The organism is uncultured Rikenella sp. (genome assembly GCF_910579375.1).
In the GTDB taxonomy this organism is placed as follows: domain Bacteria; phylum Bacteroidota; class Bacteroidia; order Bacteroidales; family Rikenellaceae; genus Rikenella.
The window spans coordinates 1-19,053 of record NZ_CAJTUJ010000028.1 but is presented as its reverse complement, the minus strand read 5'-3'; the positions used below and the strand labels follow the sequence as shown (position 1 = coordinate 19,053).

The 19,053-nt window shown below is 61.4% G+C and carries 10 protein-coding genes; 5 read left to right on the top strand and 5 right to left on the bottom strand.

Going from position 1 to position 19,053, the window contains the following annotated elements; genetic code table 11:
- Positions 1-568 precede the first annotated feature (568 nt).
- Positions 569-814, bottom strand: a complete 246-nt coding sequence (locus QZ302_RS04415; protein WP_294592919.1) for a hypothetical protein — start codon at positions 812-814, stop codon at positions 569-571.
- 56 nt (positions 815-870) lie between these two features.
- Here QZ302_RS04415 and QZ302_RS04410 point away from each other — a divergent pair, with 56 nt between their 5' ends.
- Both QZ302_RS04410 and QZ302_RS04405 read left to right on the top strand, forming a co-directional pair.
- Entirely contained in the window at positions 871-3,135 is a 2,265-nt protein-coding gene (locus tag QZ302_RS04410; RefSeq protein ID WP_294592916.1) for a GH92 family glycosyl hydrolase, read from the top strand.
- Between the two features lie 1,180 nt (positions 3,136-4,315).
- Positions 4,316-6,133: a PNGase F N-terminal domain-containing protein gene (locus QZ302_RS04405; RefSeq protein WP_294592913.1), complete on the top strand. Its 1,818-nt coding sequence runs from the start codon at positions 4,316-4,318 to the stop codon at positions 6,131-6,133.
- A 76-nt stretch (positions 6,134-6,209) separates the two neighbouring features.
- Here QZ302_RS04405 and QZ302_RS04400 read toward each other — a convergent pair whose 3' ends face one another.
- The 4 genes from QZ302_RS04400 to hisS form a co-directional block, all read right to left on the bottom strand.
- Complete coding sequence (locus QZ302_RS04400) at positions 6,210-7,463, bottom strand: hypothetical protein (RefSeq protein ID WP_294592911.1); 1,254 nt, start codon at positions 7,461-7,463, stop codon at positions 6,210-6,212.
- Positions 7,464-7,480: 17 nt separating this feature from the next.
- Entirely contained in the window at positions 7,481-11,203 is a 3,723-nt protein-coding gene (purL, locus tag QZ302_RS04395) for a phosphoribosylformylglycinamidine synthase (RefSeq protein ID WP_294592909.1), read from the bottom strand.
- Positions 11,204-11,318: 115 nt separating this feature from the next.
- Positions 11,319-12,368, bottom strand: a complete 1,050-nt coding sequence (locus tag QZ302_RS04390) for a M23 family metallopeptidase (RefSeq protein WP_294592907.1) — start codon at positions 12,366-12,368, stop codon at positions 11,319-11,321.
- Positions 12,369-12,407: 39 nt separating this feature from the next.
- Complete coding sequence (gene hisS / locus QZ302_RS04385) at positions 12,408-13,805, bottom strand: histidine--tRNA ligase (RefSeq protein ID WP_294592904.1); 1,398 nt, start codon at positions 13,803-13,805, stop codon at positions 12,408-12,410.
- 674 nt (positions 13,806-14,479) lie between these two features.
- On the opposite strand from hisS, the gene rlmH reads away from it, so the two are divergent.
- The 3 genes from rlmH to QZ302_RS04370 all read left to right on the top strand — a co-directional run bounded on the left by rlmH (position 14,480) and on the right by QZ302_RS04370 (position 18,569).
- Entirely contained in the window at positions 14,480-14,956 is a 477-nt protein-coding gene (gene rlmH / locus QZ302_RS04380) for a 23S rRNA (pseudouridine(1915)-N(3))-methyltransferase RlmH (RefSeq protein ID WP_294592902.1), read from the top strand.
- A gap of 46 nt (positions 14,957-15,002) precedes the next feature.
- A complete protein-coding gene (locus QZ302_RS04375; RefSeq protein WP_294592900.1) occupies positions 15,003-18,317 on the top strand; it encodes a HAMP domain-containing sensor histidine kinase in 3,315 nt (1,104 codons plus the stop codon).
- A gap of 93 nt (positions 18,318-18,410) precedes the next feature.
- Positions 18,411-18,569 (top strand): hypothetical protein, encoded by a 159-nt coding sequence (locus QZ302_RS04370; RefSeq protein WP_294592897.1) that lies wholly within the window; start codon positions 18,411-18,413, stop codon positions 18,567-18,569.
- Positions 18,570-19,053 lie beyond the last annotated feature (484 nt).

Below are 19,053 nucleotides of genomic sequence, written 5' to 3'. Positions count from 1 at the left end.
CGCCGAATGGGAGGTGGTGAATGGGGCGTTGCAGTTGCGACTCGCAGAGTCGCGCGGTTCGCCGCCACCCCACGCGGCGAACTGCAACTTCGCGGAGCTCGTTGCGCCTCCGCTGGCGGCAAACTGCTATAGGCCGAGAGCGAATCTCGCAGAATTGGAGTGGTTGAATGGCTGCGGTGCTTCCGCGACTCGTAGAGTCGCCGTCCTCGGGCGCAGCGATGCAATAGTGGCGCGTGGGGGCGCGCCGAGGACAAATCTCCTAGAATTGGGCCGTGGGTTGGGTCGCGCCGTTGGCCGTGCTTTTGCGACCCTTTGGATCGCGCAGTCCGCCGCCACCCCATGCGGCGGGCTGCTATAGGCTTCGGCGACGAGGTCGAAGTTCAGAAAATTGTGCGGTGCTTCTGCGGTTCGTAGAACCGCCCGGGCCGGAGCCACCCCCGGCGTAGGGCCGCAACTCGCGATGCTCGTTTGGCCTACGCTGGCTCCGACCGATGGAATTAAATTACAGTCGGGTAGAGGCTGCCCCTTGGGGTAGTTCCAGCCATCTTTCGGTTGCCGAGCGGCCCGTTTATTCCGAGAGGCAACGCAATTGAAAACCGGGAGCACGATTGTAGGTGTAACTTGGATTTAGCCACGTCATACCGAAATCCAAACGCAGACTATATATGCCGCTTGCCGTAGACGACCAGCTGTATCCGTAGTTGCCGACGTTCACCGGTACGCCCGAGAGTGCGTCGCGGTAGCCCGGGGCGGGGCCGCTCAACACTCGAAAGCTAATCGCCTCTACCCCAATGAGCCATCCTACCCCTGCCAAAATTCGAAAATCAGGCTATCTTTGTAGCAGCAAAAACCAAACTACCCGAACCCGAGATGAAAAAACTCCTGATCGCAGCCGCCGCGCTGTGTACCCTCGGACAAGCCGGTGCGCAAAAAACACCCGCCGACTATGTCAACCCCTTTATCGGTACCTCCAACTACGGCACCACCCAACCCGGGCCCGTCATACCCCAGGGGATGGTCAGCATGTCGCCCTTCAACACCATTCCGCGGCCCGAACACAAAGTCCACACCGGCGGCTGGTGCTCCACCCCGTACGTGTGGGACAACCGGTGGACGATCGGCTTCACGAACGTCAACCTCAGCGGCGTGGGGTGTCCCGACCTCGGGTCGCTCATTCTGATGCCTACCACCGGCAAACTCGAAGTCGACTTCCAGAAATACGCCTCGCCGCTCGCCGAACAAACGGCCAAAGCAGGCTACTACTCCGCAAAAGTGGAGGCCTACGACGTGCTCGCCGAGATGACCACCACGCTGCGCTCGTCGCGGTCGCGGTACACCTTCCCCGCCGGCGAGTCGCACATCCTCTTCAACATCGGACAGGGGCTCACCACCGAATCGGGCGGCTATGCCCGGATCGTGTCGGACTCCGAAATCGAAGGGTTCAAAATCATGGGCGACTTCTGCTACGACGTGCCGCAGTCGGTCATTCCGGTCTACTTCGTCGTGCGGACGAACAAACCTGCCGAAAGCGTCCGGTACTGGAAACGGCAGCCCGACTTCTCGCAGAGCGCTATCAAGGATTGGAGCAGCACCAGCGGACGATATAAAATCTACGACCGGTTCAAGCAACCGATTGCGGGGGACGACATCGGCGTGGCATTCGACTACTCCACCACCGACGGCGAAGTGATCGAAGTCTCCGTCGGGGTTTCTTACGTCAGCATCGAGAACGCCCGCGAGAACCTCGACCGGGAGCAGCGGGGGAAGAACTTCGACGCTATTTATGCCGATGCGGTGGCGGCGTGGAACAACGTATTGGGCGTGGTCAGCCTCGACGGCGGGACGGAAGACCAGAAAACCCAGTTCTACACCGGTCTGTACCACAACTGGATACACCCGTTCGTGCTTCAGGATGCCAACGGCGACTATCCGGAGATGGAGAGCGGCCGCATCCGGCGGATGGAAGAGGGGGTAGACCGGCTGACGATGTTCAGCGGATGGGACGTCTATCGGCTGACGCCGTTCATGGGGGCCTTCTTCTTCCCGCAGCGGCAGAACGATATGGCGCGGAGCATGATGCAGATGTACCGCGAGGCGGGCAACCTGCCGAAATTCGAGATCGCGGGCAAGGAGTTCATGGTGATGGAGGGCGACGCGGCGCTGCCGTATATGACGGCCTGCTGGTTCCTGGGGCTCACCAAGGGGATCGACACGGAGACGCTCTATCAGGCGATGCTCAAGAACGCGACCGCTCCGGCCGCTGAGAACCGTATCCGCGGCGATCAGTCTTTCTATGCGGAAAATCACTACATCCCGCTGCGTTCGCGGTTCGACAACTCGGTGTCGCAGGCGATCGAATACTACGTGGCGGACTGGAGCCTCGGCCAGATGGCGCGGGCGCTGGGCCGGACGGCGGACTACCACATGCTGAACGCCCGCGCCATGGGCTACCGCAAATACTTCGACAAGAGTTACGGCCTGTTGCGGCCGGTGCTGCCGGACGGGACGTTCATGCCGGGTTTCGACCCGCGCGAGGGCGAGAATTTCAAACCGGTGAACGGGTTCCATGAGGGGAGTTCGTGGAACTACTCGTTCGGCATCCCGTACGACATTCCGGGGCTCATCAAGCTCTACGGCTCGCCGCGGCGGTTCGTCGATTCGCTGAGCGCCTGCTTCGACCGGGGCTACTTCGACATGGGCAACGAACCGGACATGGGCTATCCGTACTACTTCTCGTATGTCAAGGGTTCGGAGTGGAAGACGCAGTATTATGTGAACCAGTGTCTGGAACGCTACTTCGGCAACCGGCCGGGCGGGCTGCCGGGCAACGACGATGCGGGGACGATGAGCGCCTGGCAGAACTTGTCGATGATGGGGATCTACCCGGCGTGTCCGGCCAAGGCTGAATATATCATTACCACACCGACGTTCGACAAGGTCACGATCCGGCTCGACCCGAAATATTACGCGCAGAAGGAGCTGGTGATCGAGGCGGTGAACCGCACGCCGGAGAACATCTACATCGAAAAAATCGAGTTGGGAGGTAAACCTTTCCGGGGTTACTTCATCTCACATAAGGCTTTGACGGAGGCGGGCCGGCTGACGATCTACTGCACGGACAAGCCGCGCAAGTAGCCGGGCTGCTTTGGGGGGATTTTTTTGGAGGGCGTTCCTGCGGGTTTTCAAATGCCTCTCGTCCCCGTTTATTCCGAGAGGCAACGCAACTGAAGACCGTGGCCGCGGTATGCCGTGTTGCTGGGACCGAGGTACTGCGAGTCGAAGTTCAAGAACACGCCGCTGGTGCCGCTGATGGCAGACGACCAGCTGTACCCGCTGTGGCCGACGTAGTACAGCGCGCCCGAGGCGTTGTTGCGGAAGCCCGGGGCACAGGGCGTTTTACGGACTAACGTTGTTGTTTTGCTTTTGCTTTGGGGTAAATCCAGTCGGTTTTCAAGTGCCGAGCGGCACCGCCCCGGGCTACCGCCATCGGGGGACGGGTATAGTGAACGGTGACGGCAACTATGGGTACAGTTGGTCGTCTGCGGGCAGCGGTATCGATGGCATGCGTTTGTGGTTCCACTCGCAGGGTCTCAATCCCAGCTACGTAAGCAACCGTGCCACCGGTTATCAGTTGCGTTGCCTCTCGGAATAAACGCGCCCACAGGGCGTTTTATTGGCAGCCTCTACCCTACTTTTTCGACCTTGGTGGGGCGGACGCCTAGGAAATACTGTTGTGGGGTAGAGGCGGCCAGTAAAAGACGCTGTGCGTCCCTCCCGAGGGGAGGCGTCCGGCACGCGTGACCCAAAGGGTCGCAAGAGCACAGCCACACCACCGTCCCGTTCTCGGAAGTTCGTCCTCGGCGCGCCCCCCACGCGCCGCTAAAGCGTCGCCCTCGCCGAGGACGGCGATTCTGCGAATCGCGCTACTCGCTCTCGCCCCGGTTCTCCGCCCCGTGTCAGCCTCACTGCGGCTCCGCTGTCGCTCCGCCGCATTTGCCGTCACTCGAGGGGATTTCATCTCGATTTTGCTAACGCAAATGAGTGAAATCCCTCTTTAGGAGGGCGGGCGACGGATTTTTTGGCAGAGTCGATTTTTTTCGCGCGCCTGCGCGATTCATCTATATTCGGCGCGAGCCGAAATAGTCGAATCGCTTCTTTAGGCGGGGCGCGCGGCTTTGGCTACAGGAGGAGACTGCCCTCGGGCCGGGCAGGCCCCGCGTGCCCGCGGTGGGCAAATGACAGCCTCTACCCGCCCGGTACGGCCCGAACAACGAACTTTTAACTAACACAACCAATACCAATCGAAAAAACTCGTATGAAAAAAATCCTCCTGAGCACGGCTCTCGGCCTGCTCGCCGCAGGCGCCTTTGCCGACGAGGCTTTGAAAGTCACCTACTCGATGCCCGGCCGAGGCGGCCGCGCTTCGGCCATGCGCGTCGTGCTGACCATCGACGGCGACCAGTGCCGCACCGGCTATGAACTCGACACCGCCCTGCTGATGCAGAATCCCGAATGGGTCGAACGCATCAAAGCCAACAAAAACAAAGGCGAACGCCGACGCGGAGTCACCGAAACCCAATACATCGACTACGGAACCGGCAAATACTACGGCGTCGCAGAGATGCCCGACGGCGAGATGATCGCCACCGAACAGTCCTTCGTGCTCGACTCCACCCTCAAAATCGAACCCAGCGATACGGTCATCTGCGGCTACCCCTGTAAAGTCGCCACGGCCATCATCCGCTCCAACACCGTCAAATACTGGTTCACCGACCAGGCCGGCGTGCGGGGCACCGCACAATCGGCGGCACATCTGCCCAACGGCCTTGTCCTGATGACCTCGCGGAACGGACACATCGGACTCCGCGCCCAGTCCGTCGAGAAGATTCCGTCGACCGGCGGCCCGATCATCCCGGCGTTCGACACCTTGGTGGACGCCTCAATGTACCGCTACCGCATCAACAACGCCGACGTGATCACCATCCCCGTCTTCCGGGACGAATACATCGGAATCACGAAATCCGACACCCCGAAAAGCGTCGATTCGCTGCTCGCCGACGTCGTCTACCGCGTCAGCGGCGGGACGATCATCCTGAAAAAGGTCAAACTGCCCGAATCGGCCAAAGGGCGCGACATCTTCGTGCAGGTGGTTCAGAAGGCTGACAAGGATGCCTACGACCGCACCGGATCGGCCTTCGTCATTCCGGTCGGCAAAGAACAGTCGTTCCTCGACGCGCTGGTGAAAGGGATCGACAGCGTGCCCGCCTTCGTCTCGAACAGCGGCAAATCCTATCCCGGGATCATCGCGACCGACGCCTACGACACACCGGTCGAAATGCTCCGCTTCTTCACCCCGTTCGGCGTGGGAGGCTACAACCGGGGGATCAGCGTGCCGGGACAGGTATGGGCCGACTCGGTGATCTACCATCAGGACGTCACTCACCTCGCCCCGCTGCTCGAAGGCGAAGCCTGGATCGGCGCCTACATCGGCAACTGGGCCGAAAAGGGGCACAAACTCTCGCTCACCCTCAAATACCACCCGCAGGGCGGCGAAGAGGGGCGGCGGATCGTGGTGCCGGTCTTCAACTCGCTGAACCTGATGGAACAGGGCGGCCAGGGATATCCCGATTTTCTGGGGAGCGACTCGCTGCGCGTGACGATCGACGTGCCGGAAAACATCCGCGGCGCACAGCTCGTCTACCTGACCACCGGACACGGCGGCTGGGGCGGCGGCGACGAGTTCAACCAGAAGGAGAACACGGTCTGGATGGACGGCGAAAAGATCTTCACGTTCATCCCGTGGCGCGAGGACTGCTCGTCGTACCGGCGTCGGAACCCGGCTTCGGGGAACTTCAGCAACGGCCTCTCGTCGAGCGACCTCAGCCGGTCGAACTGGTGCCCGGGGACGGTGACCAATCCGGTCTACATTCCGCTGGGCGACCTGACGAAGGGGAAACACTCGTTCACGATCGCGATTCCGCAGGGCAAGCCGGAGGGATCAAGCTTCAGCTACTGGTGTCTGTCGGGGGCGATCGTCGGCGAGGCGGTCGAACAGCTGCCGGGCGACGAGTTGCAGGCGGCGGATGGCAAAACGCCCAAAAAGGCTCGCAAAGCGAAGTCGAAGAGACGGTAACTTTATACCTACTATAATATAGAGAGGGCGCATATCCGCAAGTCGGATATGCGCCCTCTCTATCATAATCATATCACTACCCCACCCGGCCGACGAAAAAGACGGTGGGTTCGCCCTGCACCGTCAGGCAGAACAAATCGGTATTTCCTCCGAGTCGTACCCCCAGCGCCTGGGCCACCTCCTCAGCCGAAGCCGGGAATCCGCGCCGATGGATGTTGGCGCGCCGGATGCTCCGCATCCGCAACAGACGGGCGATCTCTTTCGGCCGATAAGGGTGCCGAAAGGTGATTCGATAGACTTTGCCGACAAAATGTTCCGGAAGTTCCGCAGTAAACAAACAATCCCCCTCCAGACGCCATCCCCACGGCACGTCGCCCAGATACTGTGCCGCATAAGCCGCCACGGTTCTGGACTTATAAAATCCGACGTCGGGCACCGCCAAAAAACGCTCCTCGCCGGGCGGCAACGCACCGGTCGAACCGACGGAGTCCGCCGCCACCTGTTCGCGCGCGAAGTCGAACCGTTCCACCCCGCCGTGCCGAATGGCGGTCACCCGTCGATACACCTGTGTTCTGTCTGCCTCATCCGAAAAACCGAGCCAGACGAGCACCTCTTTGCACTCGCCATCGACGCTAACAACCTCTACGCCCGCCTCCGGGCCGAACAGGCGGTTCACCTCGTCAACATCGAACAGGGGCGAGAGTTTCAGCACGATCCGCCGCGCCGCACGCCGCAACACCGGCAAGAGTGTCAAGACGTTCGGCGAGCTCTCCTCCAGCGAGTAGACGCGCCGTCCGTCGCCGCTCTTCCGCGACGGGTCGATATAGACGAGATCGACGGTCTGTCCCGCATGGGTGTCAGCCGTCCACTGTTCCAAAAATGCTTCAGCCGTACAATTCCGTACCTCGACGTTCCCCACGCCCAACAAACCGAGATTCCACCGGGCGATCTCGACCCGCAACGGATCACTTTCGACTGCGATCACCCGCTCGAAAACCCCACCCAAGGCCCGCGCATCCACGCCCAGTCCGCAGGTCAAATCCACGGCCAGCCGCCGTTCATGAGGGGCCAAAAGAGTGCGCAGGGTTTCCGCCTTCATCCCCGCCGCCGCTTCGCTGCTGGACTGCTCGTAGGCGACCTGCGGCACGATGCACCGCGCGGCATAATACGAGGGGAGTTTACTCCGACACTTCTGCAACATCCGTATCTGACGCGTGACGGCCGGGTTGCGCAGCGCGAAAGCCAGCCGCTCCGGATCGCTCTCCAGATAGCGTTCGACGAGCTGTCGGGCTTCGTCGGCGAGGAGTATGTCGAGGTCGTGTCGTTCCAATGGAGGGTCGATTCCGACTATTGTCGTTCCTTGATCCACTCGCGGGCATTGACGAAGGCTTCGATCCACGGCGTAATCTCATCCTCCGACCGCGGCGCCACGTTCGGATAATAGCCCCAGTTCCACGGCCGCAAGGCCCGCTCCAGGTGCGGCATCATCGCCAGGTGCCGCCCGTCAGCCGAACAGATCGCTGCGGCGTTGTAATCGCTGCCGTTCGGATTTCCCGGGTATTCCGAATAGAGGTATTTCATCGGAATGTGGTAATGCTCTTCAGCATACGGCAGGTGGAATTTCCCCTCGCCGTGCGCCACCCAGGTGCCCAAGATCGAATTTTCGAGCGACCGCAGCATCACGCTGGGCGACGGCTGAATCGTAACCCCCAGGAACCTCGACTCGAATTTATGCGAGTCGTTGTGCAGCATCTTCGGCCGTTCTTCGTCCGTCTTCGGCGCGATGAGCCCCAGTTCGACCATCAGCTGGCAGCCGTTGCAGATCCCGATCGACAAGGTGTCCGGACGCGCGTAGAAGCGTTCCAACGCCTCCTTGGCCTTCGGATTGTAGAGGAAGGCCCCGGCCCAACCCTTGGCAGACCCCAGCACGTCGGAGTTGGAGAACCCGCCGACGAAGGCGATCAGATTGACCCCCTCCAAGGTCTCGCGCCCCGAAATGAGGTCGGTCATATGCACGTCCTTGACGTCGAATCCCGCCAGGTGCATCGCCCACGCGGTCTCGCGGTCGCACTGGCACCCCTTTTCGCGGATAATCGCAGCCTTGATGCCGGTTTTCGTTTTGCGTTTCGGGTCGATGCCGTACTGCGACAATTTGCCGCTGAAATGAGCCGGAAAATCGTAGTACAACGGCTGTTTCTTATAGTTCTCGTACCGTTCCAGCGCCAGCTGCGGCGTGCTCTGGTTGCAATCCAAGAGGTACGAAGTCCGATACCACACATCCCGCATTTTGTCGATATCCAGCTGGAGCCGCTCGCAGCACCCGTGCCGCAGCGAGAACTTCCGCTCGCCGAGCACCTCGGCGATCCGCACCCCGGCCACGCCCATCCGGTCGAGCGATGCCAGCACCGCCTCGACCCGTTCCGACGCCACCTGAAGCACCACGGCCGGTTTTTCGCTGAACAGCAACTTCACCAGATCGTCGTTCCGCAGCGGGTTCAAGTCCACCGCCAACCCGGCGCGATTCCCGCCGAACGCCATTTCGAGCAACGTCGTAATCAAGCCGCCCCCCGAAACATCATGCCCCGCCAGCACATCGCCCCGTCCGATCAGCTCCTGCACGCCGTTGAACGCCCGCGCAAAGTACTCCGCATCTCTGACCGTCGGCACATCGGCCGACGAGCCCACAGCCCCCACCACCTGTGCCAGCGCACTCCCGCCCAATAGGAAATCCTCGCCGCCCGTCATATCCACATAGACCAGCGCACTCCGATCGCAATATTCCTCATCCACCGCCGCCCGCACGCACTTCTTCACGTCCGAAACCTCGCCCGCCGAAGTAATGATCACCGTCCCCGGCGCCATCACGGCCTGTCCGTCCGGATACTTCTGGGTCATCGACAAGGAGTCTTTCCCCGTCGGAATGTTGATTTTCAAAGCCAATGCAAAATCGCTGGCCGCCTCGACCGCCCGATAGAGCCGGGCGTCTTCCCCTTCGTTCTTACACGGCCACATCCAGTTGGCACTCAAAGATATAGACTCCAGCCCTCCCCTGATCGGCGCAAAAACGATATTGGTCAACGCCTCCGCCATCGCCAGCACCGAGCCTTTGGCCGGATCGGCCATCGCCGCCGCCGGAGCATGCCCCAGAGCCGTCGCGATCCCCGCCGGCCCCTGATAGTCGAGCGCAATCACCGCACAGTCATTGAGCGGCAACTGGAGCGTCCCCGCCGTCTGCTGCATCGCCACACGCCCCGTCACCGAACGGTCCACTTTATTCGTGAGCCAGTCCTTACAAGCCACCCCTTCGAGCTGCAACACATCCGTAAGGTAATCCCCGACTTTATTGACATCGTACTCCGGCGCACGGTAGGCCTCGACAACCGTATGGTCGGTCATCACCGTCCGCGGCGCCTCGCCGAACATGGCGCTCAGCTGCAAGTCGATCGGTTTATCACCCGTCCGGTTGTCCACAAAGGTGAACTGCATGTCCCCGGTGGTCTCCCCGATGACGTACATCGGCGACCGCTCGCGCTCGGCAATGGCCCGCAGTTTGTCGATGTGTTTCTCGTCCATCACCAGACCCATCCGCTCCTGCGACTCGTTTCCGACGATCTCCTTGTCTGACAAGGTCGGGTCGCCGACCGGCAGCCGGTCGATATCGATCCGCCCCCCCGTCGCCTCGACCAGCTCCGACAGGCAATTGAGGTGTCCCCCCGCCCCGTGGTCGTGAATCGAGATGATCGGGTTGTCGTGCTCCTCGCTCAACGCCCGAATGGCATTGTACGCCCGCCGCTGCATCTCCGGATTCGACCGCTGGATGGCATTGAGCTCGATGGCATTGGCATATTCGCCCGTCGCCACGCTCGAAACGGCTCCGCCGCCCATCCCGATCCGATAATTATCCCCGCCCAAAAGCACAACCTTATCCCCTTTTGTCGGCTCGTCTTTGAGCGAGTCGACTTTCTTCCCGTAGCCGATCCCCCCGGCGAGCATGATCACCTTGTCGAACCCATACGTCTTCCCATTTTCAGCATGTTCGAAAGTATAAACCGATCCCGTAATCAACGGCTGCCCAAACTTGTTCCCGAAGTCCGAAGCGCCGTTCGAAGCCTTGATAAGGATATCCTCCGGTGTCTGATAGAGCCACGACCGTGCCGGAATCCCCCGTTCCCAGTTTCTGCCCCCGTCTAATCTGGGGTACGCGGTCATATAGCAAGCCGTCCCGGCCATCGGGAAAGCCCCTTTCCCCCCGGCGATCCGGTCGCGAATCTCGCCGCCCGTCCCCGTCGCGGCGCCGTTGAACGGCTCGACGGTGGTCGGGAAGTTATGGGTCTCGGCCTTGATTGAGATCACGCTCTCGAAATCCTCGGTCTCGAAATAGTCCGGCCCCTCATGGGATGCCGGCGCGAACTGTTCGGCCACAGCCCCCTGCAAAAACGCGCAGTTGTCCTTATACGCAGAAACCACCCGCCCCGGATTCGTGGTGGTGGTCTTCTTGATGAGCTTGAAGAGTGTCTCCGGTTTGGTCTCCCCGTCGATGACGAACTGTCCGTTGAAAATCTTGTGCCGGCAGTGTTCCGAGTTGACCTGCGAGAAGCCGAACACCTCACTGTCGGTCAGCGGTCGCCCGATCCGCACCGCCAAATCCTTGAGGTACTGTATTTCATCCGGGTTCAACGCCAGGCCCTGCTCCCGGTTGTAAGCCTCGATGTCCTCGATGTGGACGATCGGTTCGGGCTGCTTGTCGATGGTGAAGACGTCGCCGTCGATCGTCCGGTACATCCGGTAGAGCATCTTGTCATAAGGTGCCGCCTCGCTGTCGACCATCCGGAACTCTTCGATCCGCACGATCCCGTCGATCCCCATGTTCTGGGTAATCTCGACGGCGTTGGTGCTCCACGGGGTGATCATCTCGCGCCGGGGGCCGACGAAGATGCCGCTCACGGACGAGACGTCAAGCCACTCGGCGTCGCCGAAGAGCCAGCACAGTTTGTCGATCGCCGACCGGTCGAGCGCCGCGGCGGTCTGTACCGCAAAAAGGGTGTCGTCTTTACGGAAGAGTTGTATCATGGGATGGTGTATGGTTTTCGAACTTCAAATATACGTTTTTCCGAGCGGAATTCCGCCCCGTTTCCTGCTGTTTTTCAAAGCAACGGCCGGGGAGGAGGAAGGTTGAGCGGCCGCGCTACCTGACCCGCAGCCGCTGCCCCAGCCGAAGCGTGCTGTTGCGGTCGATGCCGTTGAGCTGGCAGATCCGGGCGATCGTCGTTCCGTATTTCGGCGCGATGCGGCCCAGAATGTCCCCCTTTTTAACGATGTGGTACACCGGCGCCCCCGAAGCCGATTTGGGCTGCGCGGCGCGAATCATCGTCGAGTCGTCGGCCTCGGCCAGCAGGGCGTTGGCCAAGTCCGGTTCGTCGTCCTCTTCGAGCATTTCGGAGGCGCGCGAATGGATGCTGAAGTAGTCGCGGTTCAGGGCGAAGGTCTGGTAGCGGAGCATCCCGTTCTCGAAGTCGAAGAGGAACTCCGGGTCGAAGCTCTGGTCGCAGTAGCGGGTTTCGAAATGGAGGTGGGGCCCGAAAGCGCGCCCCGTCTGCCCCACGTAGCCGATCACCTGTCCCGTCTTGACGTAGTCTCCCACCCGGACGTTGCACTTCATGAGGTGCGAGTGCCAGGTCTCCAGCCCGTTGGGATGGCGGATAATGACCAGATTCCCGTACCCGCCGGTGTTGTATTTGGCGTACCGGACTTTGCCGTCGAACGCAGCCAGAACCGGTTCGCCCGGCTTCATCGGAATGTCCACGCCGTGGTGGTTCCGCCTGCGCCGGGGCCCGTATTTCGAGAGGACTTTGCCCTGCACCGGGCAGCAGAACTGACCGAGGCTGTCGATCATGCGCAGGTCGACGGTCGCCGGCAGCTCGCCGAGCTCGATGTTGCGATAGGAGAAGACCGAGGCGGTGTCCCAGTGTTCGCGGAAAACGGAGAGGTTGTCGAGCCGCCGCAGCTCCGGCCGGTAGTACTCCCAGGTGTTATTGCTGAAAATGATGACTTTGGTCTCGGGATCGGCCGTCGGGATGGTGTCCATCGGCCGCCGAGGGAGCTCTTCGAGCCGGGGCGTCGCAGGCGTCCCGCCGCGCCGCTGGGCTGAAGCCTCCTCCGGAGCGACGAAAAGGATCAGACCGAATACGAAACCGGCGACCAGCAGCGACCGATAGGCAAAGGTGCGAAAATACATAGGTATAATCATATAATAATAGGTGTATGCGGGAACCGGTTATTGCAAACGCCCCTCCCTCAGGAATTCGGCCAGCCGGTCGAACGGGACTTCGGTCTGCTCGCCCGTGGCGAGGTGTTTGACGGTGGCCCGCCGGGCCGCGGCCTCGTTCTCGCCGACGAAGACGAGATACGGAATCCCCCGCTTCTCGGCATACTCGAACTGTTTTTTGATCTTCGCCGGTTCGGGATAGAGCTCCACGGCGACCCCTCCGTCGCGCCGCACACCGTCCATCAGGCGCAACGCCTCGCGGGCCTCCTCGGCGCCGAAGTGGACGAAGAGGGCGCGGACGCTCTCGGCGGTCTCGGCCGGAAAGAGGTCGAGCCCCAGCAGGACGTCGTAAATCCGGTCGGCGCCGAAGCTGATCCCGACGCCCGAGGTGTCGGGCATGCCGAAAATGCCGGTCAGGTCGTCATACCGCCCCCCGCCGCAAATGCTCCCCATGGGAAAGTCCAGCGCCTTGACTTCGAAAATCGCGCCGGTGTAATAGTTGAGCCCCCGAGCCAACGAGAGGTCGAGTTCGACAGGCAGTTCGACTCCGAGCGCCTCCACATAGTCGAGCACGGTGGTCACCTCTTCGATCCCGAGCCGGCCGGTGGCGGAACGGTCGCCGATAATGGCGGTAATGGCTACCAGTTTCTCGCGATTCGTCCCCGAGAGCTCCAGAATGGGCCGCAGCGCGGCAATCGCCTCCGCCTCGAGCCCACGTTCGGCGAGCTCTTCGTTCACGGCGTCGATGCCGATCTTGTCGAGTTTGTCGATCGCGACGGTGATATCCATCATCTTATCGGCATGGCCGATGGTCTCGGCAATGCCGTAGAGTATCTTGCGGTTATTGAGTTTCAGCACGACCCGGATGCCCAAGGCGTCGAAAACGTCGCGCACGATCCGAATCAACTCGACTTCGTTGAGCAGCGAGTCCGACCCGACGACATCGACGTCGCACTGGTAGAACTCCCGGTACCGGCCTTTCTGGGGCCGGTCGGCGCGCCAGACGGGCTGTATCTGGTAACGTTTGAATGGAAAGACGATCTCGTTGCGGTGTTGCACGACGTACCGCGCGAAAGGCACGGTGAGGTCGTACCGCAGCCCCTTTTCGCAAATTCGGGTGGCGAGCGCGTTCGGGCTGTCGCTCTCGCTGGCGGCCAGCAGCTCCTCGCCCTCGATCCCCTTGAAGAAGTTGCCGGAGTTCAGCACTTTGAAGAGCAACTTGTCGCCTTCGTCGCCGTACTTGCCGAGCAGGGTGGAGAGGTTCTCCATGCTGGGGGTTTCGAGGGGCTGGAAGCCGTAACGCCGGAAGATGCTTTTAATGGTGTCGAAGAGGTAGTTGCGCCGGGCGGTCTCGACGGGCGAGAAGTCGCGGGTGCCTTTAGGTATGGATGGTTTCTGTATGGCCATGATCGATCTGTATTTCCTTTTTCGGCAACAGGGTGCAGCCTGCGCAGAGGGTGTTTTACCGGTGGCGGAAGCGGGCTGGGCCGGCCCATTGTTTCGGTTCTTTTTTGGTAGGACGCCTCCTTAGGCGAGCGGGCTTTTTCTCGCTTTTTCAGTCGCCCGCGGCAATTCTTGCCGAATTGGCTCACTGCCAATCGGCAGAATATGCCCTTTTTGGCGGGCGGGCGACGGATTTCACGCGCAGTTCTTTGTTCGCGCGCCTGGGGAAATCTTGTCAAAACGCGCAAGCGCATTTTGACGATTTCCCTCCTAAGGCGTGGCGCGCGAGCAGTTGAAAAGTAACAACGGTTGTATATGTCCGCGCGCTGACGAAAATCTTATTCAAAGCGCAAGGCGCTTTGAATGATTTCCTTCTTCAGCGATCGCGCGCGGGAGAGCTTTGTCCAGCCTAAAACTGCGCTCAGGCCGCGCGGGCCCCACGTCCCGTGGACGGGAAATACTTACGCATTTCCACTGGCAGCCTCTACCCCCGTTCTTTGTCCGCGCGCCACGCCACAGGCTTGGCCCGCGCGCCGCACAAAGATACGAAGATAATAACAATTTACAGACGCTCCGCGCACGAGTCCGAAACGCTCCTTTTTCCTAACTTTGCGTTCGAAAAGATCCGGAACTACACAATGACTATCGACTTGATCTTCGTCGGAAAAACAACCGGCCAATGGCTGGAAAACGGCATAGAGGAGTATGTCGGCCGGCTGAAGCATTACGTGCGCTTCGGCCTCGTCGTTATACCCGAACTCAAAAACGCCCGCCACCTCCGCGAAGAACAGATCAAAACGACCGAAGGCGAACTGATCCTCGCCCGCATCGCAGCCGGAGACCACGTCGTCCTGCTCGACGAACGGGGCACGCTGCCCGACGGATCGGTGGAGTTCGCCGACCGGATCCAGGGCCTCATGAACCGCGGCGTGCGGCGGCTGGTCTTCGTCGTCGGCGGAGCTTACGGCTTCTCGGAGGCGGTCTACGCCCGGGCCGACCAGCGGCTCTCGCTGTCGAGGCTCACCTTCTCGCACCAGATGGTGCGGCTGATCTTCATCGAACAACTCTACCGCGCTTTCACCATCCTCGGCGGAGAGCCCTACCACCACCGATAAATCCGCTTCGTCGACGCACCACCCCCGATTCACAGCATCCGATCCTATGCGATTCTCCCGACACAACTTCACCAATCCCATCCGCGCGCTGGGGCTGCGGCTGCGAGCCCGGGCAATCCCCTACCTGCTGCCCGCCACCATCGCCCTCTTCGCCGTCAACATCTACTACATCGCCTTCCGCGTGGGCCGCGACGTCGATCCCGGGCTGAGGCACATCCGGACGGCCATCACCCGCATCGAACGCGAAACCGACCGCGTGGCCCGCAACTGGCTCGAAGCCGAGGACGACAGCCTCTACATCGAGAGGCTCTGGCGCGGCGACATCCCTCCCGGATGGAGCGAACAAGGGATCTCGATGCTGCTCTTCCGCGACACGACGATGGTCTACTGGTCGAACTTCCCGTACCAGGTCAACATGAACGACTTCTGGCTGACCCCGTCGCATTCGATCCGGAAGATTGGGCCGCGCCACGGGCTCATCCTCGTGCGGGCCCGCGGCAACCGATCGGCCGTGGTGACGATCAACCTCTACAACGAAGAGACCGGCCTCTTCAACCCCTATATCTTCCGCGAACAGCGCATCGAGCTGCTGCCCACCTCCGACGGCCCCCATGCCCGGCAGATCGGAGCCACGCGCGTCGAAACCGACAACTGCGTCTTCTACCTCAAAGCCAAACCGCGCAAAGAGGTGCCCGGCGGAGCGGCCTTCTGCGGCTGGGCGGCGATCCTGCTGCTGTGTCTCTACCTCAAGAACCTGATCCGCACCCGCACGCGACGACACAACGCATTGCGCCATGCGGCCCTCTTTTTCATCGTCCTCGCGCTGCTGCGCGTCGGGCTCCACTACGTCGGCATTCCGAACGCCAACGGATCGCTGTTCGCCAAAGTATACGGCGCCAACAATGTCATCCTGGGGTCGCTCGGCGACCTCTTCCTCACGTTCGGCATGGGATTCGTCTACGTCGCGTTCCTGTTCAACATCCGGGCGAAACTGGCCTGGGACTGCCGGCAGCGCCCGGAACGGATCCGACAGATCGTTCTGGGACTCTATTGCCTGCTCACGGCGGTCGTCGTCTCCGTCTTCCACTACGCGCTGATCCTCTCGATCTACACGCCGCGCATCAATGTCCAGATATACGACATCTTCGACCTGTCGTACAACAGCGTGATCTTCTACCTGCTGTTCGTGCTCTTCGTCGGCATCCGGTTCCTGATGGTGCGGGTGCGGCACACGCTCTTCGCGACCCGGCGCCTGTGGCAGCGCACCCTGTTCACCGGCGGGCTGATCGTCCTACTGCTGGCCCCGGTCGAGTCGCAAATCCGATACACGGGCTACATCCTGCTGCTGTTCTACCTCACGATGGCACTCGTAGGCTACTCCCAGATCAAGTACCGCTACCTGGGCCCGTTCCTGCTCTCGCTGGCGATCTACAGCGCCTACTTCACCTTCTTCGCCACGCTGGAGGATACGGCAGCGCAAACCAATGCCCAACGGCTCTATGCTCGCATCCTCGCCACCTCGCCGCAAGACCGGATCATCCAGCAGGACGAAGAGGTGCCCGAGGGAGAACTGACGCCCGACATCCGGTTCCAACACTTCACCTACGTCCGGGTGACGGACGGTCGCATCCACTTCAAACACGGCAACGACAACGACTACCAGGCCCTGTTGGCCGCCGTGCCGAGCGGACACGACACGATTCTCTACGCCAACGGAGAGGCCCACTACCTGTTCAACTACGACGAACCGGGGGCGCGCCACGGCCTGCTGATCGTCTCGCGCCGCGACAGCACGCTGCTGGACGTGGCGGCGCTGTACGCCTACACGTTCCTGATCCTGTTCGTGCTGTGCGGTCTGCTGCTCGAACTGACCGGATATACGTTCGACATCCAGCGGTTCAGCAGCCGGATGACCTTCAAGATCCGAACGGTGGTGATCGGCGTGGTGCTCTTCGCCATGGTGGCCGTCACGACCGTCATCATCCGCCACACGATGGCTCAATTCAAGGGTGACAACCGGCGGGTGGTGAACACCACGATCCAGCGGCTGGCGACCGACCTCTCGCGCTACCTGACGCGCCATCCGCTCGACCGCGAAACGGCCGAGCGGTGGCTCGCGACGGAACAGAACAAGGACGAGTTCTCGATCAGCCTGTTCAGTCCGTCCGGGCGGCTGATCGCGTCGTCGGCCTACAACACGATCCACCTGGCCCGGATGCGGAGTCAGGCCTACCGCAGCCTGCACTACCTGAAACGGCCGATGTTCGTGATGGATATCGGGGGTGCGCAGTACACGTCGGCTTTCGTCCCGATCATCGTGGAGGGCGATCTGAAAGGCTACCTGAACCTCCAGTACTACGGGGCGGATGCGAACGGCGGATTCCTGCGCCACGAGCTGTTGGCCGACGTGCTGAACCTGTTCCTGATCATTCTGTGCATCTCGGTGATCCTGTCAGAGTTCCTCTATCGGCTGCTGACCAAGCCGTTCAACCAGCTGCACGAAGCGATGCGGAACATCTCGAAGATGCAGAAAATCGACGCGGCGGGCTCGAGTTCGAGCCGCCAGATCAGCGACGAGGTGGGGTTGCTCGTGGAGCAGTACAACCGGATGATCGACTACCTGGAAGAGAGCTACCGCCAGCTGGCGCGCAGCGAACGCGAGGGGGCCTGGCGCGAAATGGCCCGTCAGGTGGCCCACGAAATCAAAAATCCGCTCACGCCGATGCGGCTCAAAATCCAGATGCTGCAACGGACGCTGCGCCAACAGGAGGTGGAGACGGAGCTGAACCGCAAGGTACAGGAGACGCTCGCGCTGCTGCTGGATCAGATCGACCTGCTGACCAAGATCGCAAGCGAGTTTTCGGACTTCGCCAAGATGGGCGAGGGTCATCCGACGAAGATCGACCTGAGGGTGTTGCTACGGAACGTGGCGAGCCTCTATGCGGCTCACGACGGGATCGACCTGCGGCTGCTGGAGCCGGGGCCGGAGGCCGGGCCGGTATGGGTGACGGCGGATGCGGATCACCTGACGCGGGTCTTCGTGAACATCTGCCAGAATGCGGTGCAGGCGATCGGCGAGCGTCCGGAGGGGCGAATCCGAATCGAGCTGCATGTGTCGGAGGGTCGGGCGCGGGTACGGATCAGCGACAACGGGACAGGGATTCCGAAGGAGATTCAGGCGAAGATTTTCGTACCGAACTTCACGACGAAGGGCAGCGGCAGCGGGTTGGGACTTCCGATCTCGCGGAAGATCGTCGAGCTGCTGGGCGGCAGCATCGGTTTCGAGAGCGTGGAGAACGAGGGGACGACGTTCGTGGTCGATGTGCCGATCGATGCAGAGGCGGTTTCGACGGAGGCGTAACAGCCCTCCCGGGAGCCTCGGGCAGAGGCGGCCGGTGCGGAGTATCCGAGCAGCCCCGTCCCCGCCCCGGGCTACCGCGGTCGTGCGGATGGCGTGCAGCGTGGCGTCGGCAACGAGGGTACGGTCTGGTCTGCGTCGGTGCCCGACGGCAGCACGAACGCCTGGCGTTTGTTGTTCAGTGCGACGGCCATGAATCCTTCGACTGCGAGCAATCGCGGCAGCGGTTATCAGTTGCGTTGCCTCTCGGAATAAACGGGCAGGAGCTTTCACCGGAACCGATTGGGGACTTAAAACCCGGGCTTGGGCCCACTCTTCATTATTCTGCGTTGCTTTTTCATTACCCTCAGTCTGTCGGATTCGTCCTCGGCGCGCCTCCCCCGCGCCGCTGATGCGTCGCTGCGCCCGAGGGCGGCGATTCCTCTCGGAATCGCGCTAATCGCTCTTGACCTACAGCAATTCGCCGCCAGCGGTGACTGCAACGAGCTCCGACGAATTGCAGTCCGTCGCTTGGGGTGGCGGCGAACTGCGCGGCTCGAAGAGCCGCAGAAGCTGGGCCCAAAGCACAACCAAGAGCTCGCCCCAAATCTTTTAAGTTCGGCCTGTCGCCCATCCCCCCGAGCGGCAAAGCCGGCGACCCCAAAGGGTCGCAAGAGTAAAACCCTAAGCCCGGCCACCAACCTCGCCCCATTCTGTCGGGTTCGGGCTGCGGCGTCCGGCCCGGGCATCGAAGATGCCT

Excerpts from the sequence above, each read along its gene's own strand:
- QZ302_RS04390 (WP_294592907.1), bottom strand. The coding sequence starts at position 12,368 with ATGTATTTTCGCACCTTTGCCTATCGGTCGCTGCTGGTCGCCGGTTTC.
- rlmH (WP_294592902.1), top strand. The coding sequence starts at position 14,480 with ATGACTATCGACTTGATCTTCGTCGGAAAAACAACCGGCCAATGGCTG.
- QZ302_RS04405 (WP_294592913.1), top strand. The coding sequence starts at position 4,316 with ATGAAAAAAATCCTCCTGAGCACGGCTCTCGGCCTGCTCGCCGCAGGC.
- QZ302_RS04375 (WP_294592900.1), top strand. The coding sequence starts at position 15,003 with ATGCGATTCTCCCGACACAACTTCACCAATCCCATCCGCGCGCTGGGG.
- hisS (WP_294592904.1), bottom strand. The coding sequence starts at position 13,805 with ATGGCCATACAGAAACCATCCATACCTAAAGGCACCCGCGACTTCTCG.
- QZ302_RS04410 (WP_294592916.1), top strand. The coding sequence starts at position 871 with ATGAAAAAACTCCTGATCGCAGCCGCCGCGCTGTGTACCCTCGGACAA.
- purL (WP_294592909.1), bottom strand. The coding sequence starts at position 11,203 with ATGATACAACTCTTCCGTAAAGACGACACCCTTTTTGCGGTACAGACC.